14 protein-coding genes are annotated in these 12578 nt (G+C 32.9%); 12 read left to right on the top strand and 2 right to left on the bottom strand.

Going from position 1 to position 12578, the window contains the following annotated elements; translation table 11 throughout:
* Positions 1-52: 52 nt before the first annotated feature.
* The 4 genes from alaS (at position 53) to IEV77_RS14735 (ending at position 5751) form a co-directional block, all read left to right on the top strand.
* Positions 53-2662, top strand: a complete 2610-nt coding sequence (alaS, locus tag IEV77_RS14750; protein WP_188466148.1) for an alanine--tRNA ligase — start codon at positions 53-55, stop codon at positions 2660-2662.
* A 134-nt stretch (positions 2663-2796) separates the two neighbouring features.
* On the top strand, positions 2797-3759 hold the full coding sequence (locus IEV77_RS14745) for a GSCFA domain-containing protein (protein WP_188466146.1): 963 nt from the start codon (positions 2797-2799) through the stop codon (positions 3757-3759).
* A gap of 562 nt (positions 3760-4321) precedes the next feature.
* Positions 4322-5056, top strand: coding sequence for a hypothetical protein (locus IEV77_RS14740; RefSeq protein ID WP_188466144.1), 735 nt, complete (start codon positions 4322-4324; stop codon positions 5054-5056).
* 80 nt (positions 5057-5136) lie between these two features.
* Positions 5137-5751, top strand: a complete 615-nt coding sequence (locus IEV77_RS14735) for a DUF4230 domain-containing protein (RefSeq protein ID WP_188466142.1) — start codon at positions 5137-5139, stop codon at positions 5749-5751.
* Here the strand turns inward: IEV77_RS14735 and IEV77_RS14730 are convergent.
* Positions 5746-6051, bottom strand: a complete 306-nt coding sequence (locus tag IEV77_RS14730) for a rhodanese-like domain-containing protein (protein WP_188466141.1) — start codon at positions 6049-6051, stop codon at positions 5746-5748. The genes IEV77_RS14735 and IEV77_RS14730 overlap by 6 nt on opposite strands.
* Before the next feature lie 134 nt (positions 6052-6185).
* Positions 6186-6491: a rhodanese-like domain-containing protein gene (locus IEV77_RS14725; protein ID WP_188466139.1), complete on the bottom strand. Its 306-nt coding sequence runs from the start codon at positions 6489-6491 to the stop codon at positions 6186-6188.
* A 92-nt stretch (positions 6492-6583) separates the two neighbouring features.
* Here IEV77_RS14725 and IEV77_RS14720 point away from each other — a divergent pair, with 92 nt between their 5' ends.
* The 8 genes from IEV77_RS14720 (at position 6584) to IEV77_RS14685 (ending at position 12515) form a co-directional block, all read left to right on the top strand.
* Positions 6584-7153, top strand: a complete 570-nt coding sequence (locus IEV77_RS14720) for a TetR/AcrR family transcriptional regulator (protein WP_188466137.1) — start codon at positions 6584-6586, stop codon at positions 7151-7153.
* 68 nt (positions 7154-7221) lie between these two features.
* Positions 7222-8295, top strand: a complete 1074-nt coding sequence (gene paaE, locus IEV77_RS14715) for a 1,2-phenylacetyl-CoA epoxidase subunit PaaE (protein ID WP_188466135.1) — start codon at positions 7222-7224, stop codon at positions 8293-8295.
* 210 nt (positions 8296-8505) lie between these two features.
* Positions 8506-9483: a 1,2-phenylacetyl-CoA epoxidase subunit PaaA gene (gene paaA, locus IEV77_RS14710; RefSeq protein ID WP_188466133.1), complete on the top strand. Its 978-nt coding sequence runs from the start codon at positions 8506-8508 to the stop codon at positions 9481-9483.
* Between the two features lie 72 nt (positions 9484-9555).
* Positions 9556-9843: a 1,2-phenylacetyl-CoA epoxidase subunit PaaB gene (gene paaB, locus IEV77_RS14705; RefSeq protein WP_188466131.1), complete on the top strand. Its 288-nt coding sequence runs from the start codon at positions 9556-9558 to the stop codon at positions 9841-9843.
* 33 nt (positions 9844-9876) lie between these two features.
* Complete coding sequence (locus tag IEV77_RS14700; protein ID WP_188466129.1) at positions 9877-10227, top strand: four helix bundle protein; 351 nt, start codon at positions 9877-9879, stop codon at positions 10225-10227.
* Positions 10228-10294: 67 nt separating this feature from the next.
* Positions 10295-11050, top strand: coding sequence for a 1,2-phenylacetyl-CoA epoxidase subunit PaaC (gene paaC, locus IEV77_RS14695; RefSeq protein WP_188466127.1), 756 nt, complete (start codon positions 10295-10297; stop codon positions 11048-11050).
* A gap of 75 nt (positions 11051-11125) precedes the next feature.
* Positions 11126-11626: a 1,2-phenylacetyl-CoA epoxidase subunit PaaD gene (gene paaD, locus IEV77_RS14690; RefSeq protein WP_188466126.1), complete on the top strand. Its 501-nt coding sequence runs from the start codon at positions 11126-11128 to the stop codon at positions 11624-11626.
* Positions 11627-11729: 103 nt separating this feature from the next.
* Positions 11730-12515, top strand: coding sequence for an enoyl-CoA hydratase-related protein (locus IEV77_RS14685; RefSeq protein WP_188466124.1), 786 nt, complete (start codon positions 11730-11732; stop codon positions 12513-12515).
* Positions 12516-12578 lie beyond the last annotated feature (63 nt).

Below are 12578 nucleotides of genomic sequence, written 5' to 3'. Positions count from 1 at the left end.
ATGTCTCGTTTTATAGAAAATTTAACAGAAATCAAGCTTTCAAAATAAATAGATGAAGTCTCAAGAAGTACGCGCAAAATTTTTAAGTTTTTTTAAAGATAAAAAACACAGTATTGTACCATCTGCTCCAATGGTGTTGAAGGACGATCCAACGCTTATGTTTGTCAATTCAGGAATGGCACCTTTTAAAGAATATTTCTTAGGAAATGCTGTACCAAAAAATAATCGTATTTCAGATTCCCAAAAATGTTTGCGTGTATCTGGAAAACATAACGATTTAGAAGAAGTTGGTTATGATACTTATCATCACACGCTTTTCGAAATGCTAGGAAACTGGAGTTTTGGCGATTATTTTAAAAAGGAAGCGATAGCTTGGGCTTGGGAATTGTTAACCGAAGTTTATAAAATTGATAAAGACATCCTTTATGTTACCGTTTTTGAAGGTGATGAAGGTGATGGAATCCCTATGGATCAAGAAGCTTACGATTTATGGAAACAGTATATTTCTGAAGATCGTATTCTAATGGGAAATAAGAAAGATAACTTTTGGGAAATGGGAGATCAAGGTCCTTGTGGTCCTTGTAGTGAGATTCATGTAGATATTCGTTCAGCAGAAGAGAAAGCGAAAGTTGATGGAAAATCTTTAGTGAATATGGATCATCCACAAGTGGTGGAGATTTGGAACCTCGTATTCATGCAATACAATCGTAAAGCAAATGGTTCTCTTGAAGCTTTGCCAAATAAGCATATTGATACAGGCATGGGGTTTGAACGTTTGTGCATGGTTATGCAAGGTGTTCAGTCTAATTATGATACGGATGTGTTTACACCAATCATTAGAGAAATTGAAACTATTGCAGATAAGCCTTATGGAAAAGATGAAAAAGTAGATGTCGCTATTCGTGTTATTTCAGATCACGTGCGTGCAGTTGCATTTTCTATAGCAGATGGCCAATTGCCTAGTAATACAGGAGCAGGTTATGTAATTAGACGAATTTTGCGTCGTGCTATTCGTTATAGTTTTACGTTTTTAGATCAAAAAGAACCTTTTATTTATAGATTAGTAGATGTTTTAAGTGAAAAAATGGGAGATGCATTTCCAGAACTTAAATCTCAAAAGCAACTTATTGAAAATGTAATTAGAGAAGAGGAACATTCTTTTTTAAGAACCTTGGATCAAGGATTAGTCTTACTTAATAGAATAGTTGAAGAAGAGAATTCTGAAATTATTTCTGGGGAGAAAGCTTTCGAATTGTACGATACGTTTGGGTTTCCAATAGATTTAACCGCTTTAATTCTTCGCGAAAAAGGCCTTCGGTTAGATGAAGCAGGTTTTCACGTAGAAATGAAAAAACAGAAAGACCGTTCTCGTGCAGCTAGTGAAATGAGTACCGAAGATTGGACCATTTTAAAAGAAGATGCTGTTCAAGAATTTGTTGGTTACGACCTTCTTGAAACAAACGTGAAATTAACACGATACAGAAAAGTGATTTCTAAGAAAGATGGTGAAATGTATCAATTGGTTTTCAATTTAACACCTTTTTATCCGGAAGGTGGAGGACAAGTTGGAGATAAAGGGTATTTGGAAGATGCACATGGAGATGTGGTTTATATTTTGGATACGAAGAAGGAAAATAATGTTATTATTCACTTTGCGAAAAATCTGCCAAAAAATTTAGAGGAAACTTTTAAAGCTACCGTAGATTCAAAACAAAGATATAGAACAGAGTGTAATCATACTGCAACACATTTGTTGCATCAAGCTTTAAGAGAAGTTTTAGGAATGCATGTCGAGCAAAAAGGCTCTGCAGTACATTCCAAATATTTGCGTTTTGATTTTTCTCATTTTGCAAAAATGACTACAGAAGAATTAAGCGACGTTGAAAATTTTGTGAATGCTAGAATCGCAGGAAAATTACCGCTTCAAGAGAAAAGAAACATGCCTATGGAAGAAGCTATAGAAGAAGGAGCTATGGCACTTTTTGGTGAAAAATATGGCGATACCGTTCGTATGGTTCGTTTTGGTCAATCCATAGAATTATGTGGAGGAACACATGTTAAAAACACAGGTGATATCTGGTTTTTTAAAATTGTATCAGAAGGAGCTGTGGCGGCAGGAATTCGTCGTATTGAAGCGATTACTAACGATGCTTTAAAAGATTATTTCGTAGATGTAAATAAGACGTATACAGAAATGAAATCCTTATTAAATAACAACGAACCTGTTAAAGCACTTCAGAATTTACAAGACGAAAACTTAGATCTTAGAAAACAAATTGAAGGGTTACTTAAAGAGAAAGCTAAAAATGTAAAAGGCGATCTTAAAAACGAATTAACCGAAATAAATGGGATTCAGTTTTTAGCTAAAAAATTAGATTTAGATGCTGCTGGAATTAAAGATGTTTGCTTTGAACTTGGAAGCCAATATAAAAATTTATTCTTGTTATTTGGAGCAGAAAACGACGGAAAAGCCTTATTGTCTTGTTATATATCTAAAGAATTAGTTGCTGAAAAAGGACTAGATGCTGGAAAAATAGTAAGAGAATTAGGAAAACACATCCAAGGAGGTGGAGGCGGACAACCTTTCTTTGCAACTGCAGGAGGAAAGAAACCAGAAGGTCTTGAAGAAGCTTTGGAAGCTGCTAAAGCATATTTAGATTAATATATAACTAAGTTTTTTCACAGAGTTACACAGAGTAAATTCTCAGAGATTCTCAGAGTTTTTTTTAATCCAAATCTCTCTGTGAATCTTTTTAACTCTGTGAATCTCTGTGTAATAATTAAATAAGTGTCTAAATGAACCTCCAAACAAAAATCCCATTAATAAAACAACAGCATAATCAAATAGATTATCATTCGAAATTGCTTTTAATTGGGTCATGTTTTGTAGAAAACATGGGACAAAAATTGGATTATTTTAAATTTCAGTCTCTTCAAAATCCTTTTGGAATTTTATTTCAGCCATTAGCAATTGAAAACTTAATTACAAATGCTATTAACGAAAAAGAATATTCAGAAGAAGATGTTTTTTTTCAAAATGAACAATGGCATTGTTTTGAAGCCCATTCAAAGTTAAGTTCGCCCTCCAAAGAAGATTTGTTAGATAGTTTGAACAAGCAAATCAAACTCACAAAGAAACATCTTCAAGAATCAACACATTTAATAATTACATTAGGAACAGCTTGGGTTTACAGAGCTATCGAAACAGATACTATTGTGGCGAATTGTCATAAAGTACCGCAAAAAAAGTTTTTAAAAGAACTGCTTTCCGTTGATGAGATTTCCCAATCTCTAGAAGCAATATTTAGTTTAATTAAAAGTGTCAACCCTCAAGTGTCAATCATATTTACGGTTTCGCCTGTTAGGCATTTAAAAGATGGCTTTGTAGAAAACACTCTAAGTAAGGCACATTTAATTGCAGCTATTCATCAAGTTTTAAATAGTAATAGGTTCTTGAGCGTAGCCGAAGGATACTTCCCGTCTTACGAAATTATGATGGACGAGCTTCGCGATTACCGTTTTTATGCCGAAGACTTGATACATCCAAGTCAAACAGCTATTAATTACATATGGGAGGCCTTTAAAGAAGTTTGGATTTCAGAAGAAGCTTCAAAAATAATGGAAGAAGTAGATGCCATTCAAAAAGGACTTCAGCATAAGCCATTTAATCCAGATTCTGAAGCTCATAAATTGTTTCTTCAAAAGTTATCTGAAAGACAAAAAAAGCTACAATCTCGTGTGTCACACCTTTCTTTTTAAACTTTATTATAAGAAGAGGAATGTCTAGACGGAGGATCGATATGTAGTTAATAAGGTACGGATATGACGCTTAATCTTTTTTTAATATCTGTTTATCGAATATTTAATTTAGATAAACCTTTAAATTGTACTTTTAATATGCTATTAATCAATTATATTCATAAGCATCAAACAATATCTATCTTTTGAGGGATTGAGTTTGATGTTTTTTTTATGCTTAAATAATTAAAAATATTTGTTGTATTAAAACTTAATAACCCAATGATTAAATAAGAATTTCATTTCCACACTGCCTAAAATTTTATCAAAAAAAAATCTCATTCCGTTAGAACTTACACTTAATATTTTCATCTTCTTTAGAGTGTGAAAATTATAATTTTTAATTGTTCCTGGGTTTTTTGTAATTAATTTGATTCAAAATTTTGTCAAATAAATCATCATATAAAAAGCTTATCGTTTATTCTAACTTGAGTTAATGAAGTACGGAAATGAGTTTTGATTTTTTTAATTGAGTATTTTGTATTAAATTCACTAGTGATTTTTATAAAAAAAAACAGATATTATGAAAAAAATAATTTTTGCCTTATTTGTATTCCCTTTCCTTTTAACTTCCTGCTCAAGTGATGACGATTCACCGTCTCCTATACCTATTGAGAATTCCCTGAAATTGAAAACACAAATATCTACACCTAGCGATGGTGAAGTTGTAACATCCAATTACATCTATGATGGAAATAAACTTATAAAGTTCACAGGTGATCATGGTTTGCACGAGGATTACTTATATACAGGAGAATTTTTAACTGATATAAATGAATATATTAATGACGAACTAGTGACTACATCAAACTTGACATATGATTCGAATAACAGATTAATAAATGTAACCAAAAATTTTGTAGGAAGTAGTTCTGAAGGAATGATAACTACAATTACTTATAATGATGATGATACCGTAACATATAATATAAACAATGAATTAGAATACATCTATACATTTCTAGATGGGAACATTGTTTCGGCGGTTGATACTAATAAGACTAATACTTACTATTATGATAATAAGAATAATCCTTTTACTAATGTTGATCATAAGGAAGTTTTAGGATTTCTTGGATACCCTGTAACAACAAACAACCTAACAACTTTAACTCAAACCGTAAATGCTAATCAACCAAATGTAATTAGGACTGTGGAATATAGTTACAGTTCAGATAATTATCCAATTTCTGCCACCGTATTTTCTGGTGCATTAGGTTCCGAAGAATTTGCAACAATAGAATTCATATATGAATAATTGATTATAAACATACTTTTAAAAGACATTAGTTTGCTTAATTAAATTAAGAAAGCTAATGTTTTTTCTAAATTAGAAATATGAGAAAAATCTTATTCGGTGTTATTATAACTTTAATTGTACTTTTTACCTTCAAATATTGTGGAGATAAGCAAGAAGATGAAACGATTCTTAAAGAAAGTTCTGCCTTAATTCAAGAGCAAATTAAGAATGTAGGAAAGCTAATTGTTACCGAAGGTCATTTTAGTGAAGTTTTTAATTATAAGAATTCTAAAGAGATTTTAGGAGACTATATTACCTCAGAGAAAAAAGCATTAGTTGTTGTTAATGCCGATGTTTTCATTGCATACGATTTAAGTAAAATAGAATTTGAACTAGATGAAGAATCAAAAACACTTATCATTTTATACATTCCCGAAGAAGAAATAAAAATAAGTCCGGATTTTGAATATTACGATGTGCAAGCCGATTTCTTAAATCCGTTTGAAGCAAGTGACTATAATAATATTAAGGAAACGGTCAAAGAAGCATTGATGAAAAAAGTAGAAGCTTCAGAAATAAAAACCAATGCTAAAAATAGATTAATTAGCGAATTATCTAAATTCTATATTCTCACAAATTCTTTAGGTTGGACCTTGCAATACAATCAAACTCCTATTAACAACATCCAAGAATTTCAAGGTTTAAAACTATAATTTTTTTTTCAAATTTATCCAACCTCCACCATTAGTCGCATCTATATTGTGGAGACTTAAATATTCGGCTGCTTCAGAGCTTCTAACGCCACTTTCACAACAAACTATAAACGATTTATTCATTTGTTTTAATTCACTAACATGATTTTGTAAATCATCTAATGGAATATGTTTTGCGTTTTCAATATGCCCATTATCCCATTCGCGTTGAGATCTTACATCCAAAATGACTGCGCCTCTATCTAAATATTCCTGTACCTGTCTTTTTTTTGCGCCAAAAATAAAATCTAAAAATCCCATAGTTTTTCTTTTGATATAAATTTACAACAATTAAATAGAAACTTCAGTTGAAATAAGAATCACATATAGCAGAAATTACAAAAACAGTAACCAAGCTTTTAAGGGAAACATATAGGGCTGTAACTAGGAGAGACTTATAGTTTTTTGCTCAAACTATTCCAACCTCCACCATTTATAGTCTCTATGCCATTTTTATTTAGTAAAGATGTAGCACTTGCAGAACGCATTCCACTAGCACAACAGGCAATTACGGGTTTGTTAAGCTTCTTAATTTCGTTAATTTTACTGTTTAATATTTGTAAAGGAATGTTTTTGGCCCCAGCAATAGCTCCTTGAGCAAATTCCTCTTTCGATCTTACATCTATTATAATAGCTTTTCTAGATTGAAAATCTTTTATTTTATCACCTTTATTACCTGTTAGAAAATCTAATAATCCCATAATTTTATTTTTTTACAAAGTACCTGGTTTTTTTTGAAATTGAATGTAACAAGAGTTACACCTTGATTTTTTGAGTATCTTCATCCAATATTATGAAAGAAATTACACGTAAGGAAGAAATTATAACAACGGCGGCTAAACTTTTTAAGGAAAAAGGATATAGTGCTGTAACCATGAGAGACATTGCAACTGCCATGGGAATGAAGGCGGCAAGTTTATATAATCACATAAGTTCCAAACAAGAAATTCTTAAGGACATTATTATTTCTTTAGCAGAGGAATTTACTGAGGAAATGTTTTTAATTAAACAATCTGAAACCAATACACTCAATAAGTTAGAAAATATTGTTGCTCTTCATGTAAACATAACAAGCAGAAATCCAGATGGAATGGCATCCTTAAATAGTGATTGGATGCATTTGGAAGAGCAACTTGATTACTATTTAGAGTTACGTGTTAATTATGAAAACGACTTTAGAAGTATTCTAAAGTCTGGAATTTTAAATAAAGAGATAGCTAATAACAATATGGAAGTAATGCTCTTTTCCATGCTGTCCACCTTGCGTTCCTTATATATGTGGATACCTTCCAAAGAAGATTTGGAATTACAAAAGATAAGTTCAGAGCTAAGTAAGGTTCTCATAAACGGAATTAACAAATAGTTAAGAATTTATTTTGTAAATTTGTAATCCTAACTAACAAGTGTTAGTTAATTATATTAAAACAATTCATGGCAGATTTTTTTAAATTAAAGGTTGCAGATATATATAAAGAAACTAAAGACACTGTAGTAATATCTTTCGATGTGCCTGATAATCTGAAGGCTCAATTTCAGTTTAAACAAGGGCAACATCTTACGCTGCGCAAAGAAATTAATGGTCAAGACATCCGAAGAAGTTATTCTTTATGTTCAAGTCCGTTGGATAATCAATGGAAAGTAGCTGTAAAAACCATTCGTCAAGGAGTTTTTTCTAATTATGCCTTTAACGAATTAAAAAAGGGAGATGAACTTCAAGTCATGGCTCCTCACGGAGAATTTTTTGTGGATTGTGAGCCAGAATCTTCAAAAAATTATATTGCTTTTGCTGCAGGAAGTGGTATAACGCCAACTTTATCTATTATAAAAACCCATTTGCTTCAAGAGCCAAACAGTACTTTCAAACTGTTTTATTTGAATCGCACAGTAAAATCAATTATCTTTAAAGAAGAGATCGAACAGCTGAAAAATCAATTTTTTGAAAGGTTTCAGGTGTTTTATTTTTTAACAAAAGAACAACGAGATATTCCATTCTTAAATGGTCGTTTCGACGAAGAAAAATTAGGAATTTTAACAAAAACCTTCATAGATATTCCAGACACGGACCATGCATTTATTTGTGGACCTCAAGACATGATTTTCCTAATTCGTGATGAATTGCAGAAAGCCGGTTTATCTAAAGATAAAATACATTACGAATTGTTTTTCTCTGGAAGTTCCGAAGAAGAAAATAAACATATTGCTGAAATTTTAGAAGAAAAAGCAGATGGCACACAAGTAACCATAATTGATGGAGGAAAGGAATTTCATTTTATAATGGACGACGATTTCGATAACATCCTTGATGGAGCACTTGCTGCTGGAGCCGATTTGCCTTTTGCTTGCAAAGGAGGCGTTTGCAGTACATGTAAATGTCAGGTAGTAGAAGGATCTGTAAAAATGAAAGTAAATTATGCGCTAGAAGAAAAAGAAGTAGCGCAAAACTATGTATTAAGTTGTCAAGCCGTACCAACTAGCGAAAAGGTAGTTGTTAATTTTGATGTTTAACATTCCTGCGAAGGCAGGAATCTTATGAATTATAAAATATTCATAATTTGAATTAATGATTATAGCGTTACCCTAAAAAGGGTCAGGCTTTCGGCAGTCGCTCTTTGCAAGGAGCTCCAACAGAGCCTCAATCCTTAACGCAGATTGAATTAAATAAAATAAATGTCACTTGCTAATGGCGATAAGTCAAAAGCTAAAAGCTTATAAATTATGAGTGAAGAACAAATAAATTTGGAGGCCGAGCGTAGTCGAAGCCTAGAAGAACAATTTGAAGCACGTATTGTACGTGACGAAAAAATTGAAGCTAAAGACTGGATGCCAGAGAAATACCGAAAAACTCATATTAGGCAAATGTCTCAACATGCACATTCCGAAATTGTAGGAATGCTTCCTGAAGGAAACTGGATTACCAGAGCACCTTCTTTAAGACGTAAAGTTGCGTTGTTGGCAAAAGTTCAAGACGAAGCAGGACATGGTTTGTATTTATATTCTGCTTGCGAAACCTTAGGGATTTCTAGAGACGAATTGTACGAACAATTGCATTCTGGAAAAGCAAAATATTCCAGTATTTTTAACTATCCAACAGTTACTTGGGCAGACATGGGAGCTGTAGGTTGGTTGGTTGATGGTGCAGCAATTATTAATCAAGTGCCGTTATGTAACACTTCTTATGGACCTTATGCAAGAGCTATGGTTCGTGTTTGTAAAGAGGAAAGTTTTCATCAACGTCAAGGTTATGAAATCATGATTAAGTTAACCAATGGAACCCCAGAACAAAAGGAGATGGCGCAAGACGCTTTAAACCGTTGGTGGTGGCCAAGCTTAATGATGCTTGGACCAACAGATGCAGAATCTATTCATACAGAACAATCTATGAAATGGAAATTAAAACGAAAATCTAATGATGATTTACGTCAGCAATTTATAGATCAAACCGTGCCACAAGCAGAGTTAATAGGATTGACTATTCCAGATCCGGATTTAAAATGGAATGAAGAAAGGGGAAGTTACGATTTTGGAGAAATCGACTGGGAAGAATTTTGGCAAGTCGTTAAAGGTCATGGTCCATGTAATAAAGAGCGTATGAAAGCGCGAGTTGGTGCTTGGGAACGTGGCGAATGGGTTCGTGATGCGGCAATGGCTCATGCAGAAAAGCAACAAGAAAGAAAAGAAAAACAAGCAGTATAAAAGAACTTGAACTTGAAGTTGAAATCGAAAAAGGTTCAACTTCAAGTTCGATTTCAATTTAATAAGAAAATTATGGCAACAAAAAACTGGCCACTTTGGGAGGTCTTCGTAAGAAGTAAAAACGGATTAGAACATCGTCATTTTGGAAGTCTTCATGCGGCAGATGCCGAAATGGCACTTGAAAATGCTCGAGATGTATATACTAGAAGAAATGAAGGTGTTAGCATTTGGGTTGTAGAATCTAAAAATATTACAGCATCAAATCCAGAACACAATGGCGAAATGTTTGAGCCTGCTCAAGATAAAGTGTATCGTCATCCAACCTTTTACGAATTGCCTGATGAAGTAAAATATATGTAACAGAGAAATTGAAACTGAAGTTGAAATTGAAACATGAATGAGAATAAATTTGATTTATCAGAACGTTTAGAAGATTTTGCCGCTTCAGTAATTGTGTTATATAACAATAAGCCACTTTCTTATGCGGGAGAGTATTTAGCAAAACAATTAATAAGATCATCTTGCTCTTCTGCATTAAACTATGGAGAAGCGTTGGGTGCTGGTACAGATAAAGACAAAATTAATAAGTTGCGAATTTCATTAAAGGAATTGAGAGAAAGTCAAAGGAACTTGAATATTCAATCTAAAGCTAATTTATTTTCAGAGGATAATCTTTCAAAGTTAAAAGACGAAAATGATCAACTAATAAGAATAATGGTAACACGAATAAAAAATATTAAGTAAGAATAGAGAATTTCAAAACGAGTGTTAATTTCGATTTCAAGTTCAAATTCAATTTTAAGTTCATTTTATGAAAAACGATAATTTATACAAATACATTCTAGGAATAGCAGATAACTCCCTTATCCTAGGTCAACGTCTAGGAGAACTTTGTGGACATGGACCAAGCCTAGAAACAGATATAGCTTGCACCAACTTATCACTTGATTTATTAGGGCAAGTTAGAAGTTATTATCAATATGCCGCGAAAATTGCTGGAGATGGCAGATCAGAAGATGATATTGCCATGCTTCGTAAAGAACGTGACTATTTAAATGTTTTGTTAGTTGAACAGCCTAATACCGATTTTGCTTATTGCATGGGACGTCAGTTTTTGTTCGATGTTTATCATTTCATGTTTTTAAATGAATTGCAAAAAAGCACCGATTTTACTTTGTCTGCAATCGCTATAAAATCTATAAAAGAAGTAAGTTATCATCAACGTTTTTCTTCCGATTGGATTAAAAGACTAGGAGATGGAACAGAAGAAAGTCATCTAAAAATGCAAACAGCCATTGATGATTTATGGACTTACACAGACGAATTATTTCATCAAACAGATGCTGATAAAGCGATGGTAACTGAAGGAATTGGAGTTGATATTACGAAACTTAAAAGCGCGTATTACCAAAAAGTAAGCGATATTTTAGAGGAAGCTACTCTAAAAGTGCCTGAATCAAAATATTTTCAAAAAGGAGGAAAACAAGGTATTCATACAGAACATATGGGTTTTTTGTTGGCCGAGTTACAATATATGCAACGTGCCTATCCTAATATGGAATGGTAACTAAATTCCTGCGCACGCAGGAATCTAATAAATAATAAACAATATGTCATGCTAAGCTTGTCGAAGCATCTCAAAATGGTTACAGAAAAACAACATATAGCTAATGAATTAATTCCAATTTTGGAACAAGTTTCAGATCCTGAAATCCCAGTTTTATCTATTATGGATATGGGAGTTGTGCGTACGGCTGTTATTGAAAACAACATAGTAAAAGTTCAAATTACTCCAACATACAGTGGTTGTCCGGCTATGGATGTTATTGGAGACGATATTAAAGCCGCTTTAAAAGAAGCGGGATATGATAGTGAGGTCGAATTAATTTTATCACCTGCGTGGACTACAGATTGGATTACTCCAAGAGGCAGAAAAGCTTTGGAAGATTACGGGATTGCGGCTCCTTTAAATGCTGAAGCAGATATAGACGTGTTGCTTCACGGAAAACGCCTTGTAAAATGCCCACAATGTGGATCGACAAACACCAGATTAGTTAGTCAGTTTGGTTCAACAGCATGTAAAGCACAATTTCAGTGTGATGATTGCCAAGAACCTTTTGATTATTTTAAGTGCTTGAAGTAGATGTCATTCTAGATGTCATTCAAAACGAAGTGAAGAATCGGCTGAAAAGGTTGATACGTTCTTACTTCTGAATGACAATTAATAAATTAAGATAAAATAAGATATGAGTAATAATTCAATTCTATTAAAAATTGAGAATAAAGTAGCCTATATAACTCTAAACAGACCAGAAGTGTTTAATAGTTTTAATCGGGAAATGGCATTTTTACTTCATGATACTTTAGATGCTTGTGAGAAAAATGAGGATGTTAGAGCCATCGTACTAACTGGAAATGGAAAAGCATTTTGTGCCGGTCAAGACTTAAAAGAAGTTACAGATCCAGAATTAAATCCAGGATTCAAAAAAATATTAGAAGAACATTACAATCCAATCATAACCAGATTGCGTGCCATAAAAAAACCAATTATTGGAGCTGTAAATGGTGTTGCGGCAGGAGCAGGGGCAAACATTGCTCTAGCATGCGATATTGTTGTTGCCCATGAAAAAGTGAGTTTTATTCAAGCCTTTAGTTTAATAGGTTTGGTGCCGGATAGTGCTGGAACCTTCTTTTTACCGAGATTGATTGGTTTTCAAAAGGCCTTAGCATTAGCTATGTTGGGTGATAAAATTTCAGCTGAAGAAGCCGAAAAAATGGGAATGATTTACAAAATGATTCCACTAGAAAATTTTGAAGAAGATGTTAATAATCTTGCTTTAAAATTAGCCAATATGCCAACTAAAGCGCTTGGCCTAATTAAAGAATTATTTAATCAGTCCATGACGAATGATTTAGAATCTCAACTTGCATTAGAATCTAAATTACAAATAGAAGCCGCTCAAAGTGAGGATTATGCCGAAGGAGTTGCAGCATTTATTGAAAAACGAAAACCAAATTTCAAAGGAAGATAATTAACGATTCATAACCTGCAAGGTTTTTAAAACCTTGTAGGTTTAAATAAAAGAAACACGGAA

This window comes from Xanthomarina arctica (genome assembly GCF_014638915.1).
GTDB classification, from domain to species: Bacteria; Bacteroidota; Bacteroidia; order Flavobacteriales; family Flavobacteriaceae; genus Xanthomarina; species Xanthomarina arctica.
The sequence above is the reverse complement of the archived record's forward strand: the minus strand, read 5'-3'. Positions and strand labels throughout refer to the sequence as shown.

Coding starts and splice junctions, on each gene's coding strand:
- paaE (WP_188466135.1), top strand. CDS start 7,222: ATGGCAGATTTTTTTAAATTAAAGGTTGCAGATATATATAAAGAAACT.
- IEV77_RS14740 (WP_188466144.1), top strand. CDS start 4,322: ATGAAAAAAATAATTTTTGCCTTATTTGTATTCCCTTTCCTTTTAACT.
- IEV77_RS14700 (WP_188466129.1), top strand. CDS start 9,877: ATGAATGAGAATAAATTTGATTTATCAGAACGTTTAGAAGATTTTGCC.
- paaB (WP_188466131.1), top strand. CDS start 9,556: ATGGCAACAAAAAACTGGCCACTTTGGGAGGTCTTCGTAAGAAGTAAA.
- IEV77_RS14725 (WP_188466139.1), bottom strand. CDS start 6,491: ATGGGATTATTAGATTTTCTAACAGGTAATAAAGGTGATAAAATAAAA.
- IEV77_RS14735 (WP_188466142.1), top strand. CDS start 5,137: ATGAGAAAAATCTTATTCGGTGTTATTATAACTTTAATTGTACTTTTT.
- IEV77_RS14720 (WP_188466137.1), top strand. CDS start 6,584: ATGAAAGAAATTACACGTAAGGAAGAAATTATAACAACGGCGGCTAAA.
- paaA (WP_188466133.1), top strand. CDS start 8,506: ATGAGTGAAGAACAAATAAATTTGGAGGCCGAGCGTAGTCGAAGCCTA.
- IEV77_RS14730 (WP_188466141.1), bottom strand. CDS start 6,051: ATGGGATTTTTAGATTTTATTTTTGGCGCAAAAAAAAGACAGGTACAG.
- IEV77_RS14685 (WP_188466124.1), top strand. CDS start 11,730: ATGAGTAATAATTCAATTCTATTAAAAATTGAGAATAAAGTAGCCTAT.
- paaC (WP_188466127.1), top strand. CDS start 10,295: ATGAAAAACGATAATTTATACAAATACATTCTAGGAATAGCAGATAAC.
- alaS (WP_188466148.1), top strand. CDS start 53: ATGAAGTCTCAAGAAGTACGCGCAAAATTTTTAAGTTTTTTTAAAGAT.
- IEV77_RS14745 (WP_188466146.1), top strand. CDS start 2,797: ATGAACCTCCAAACAAAAATCCCATTAATAAAACAACAGCATAATCAA.
- paaD (WP_188466126.1), top strand. CDS start 11,126: ATGGTTACAGAAAAACAACATATAGCTAATGAATTAATTCCAATTTTG.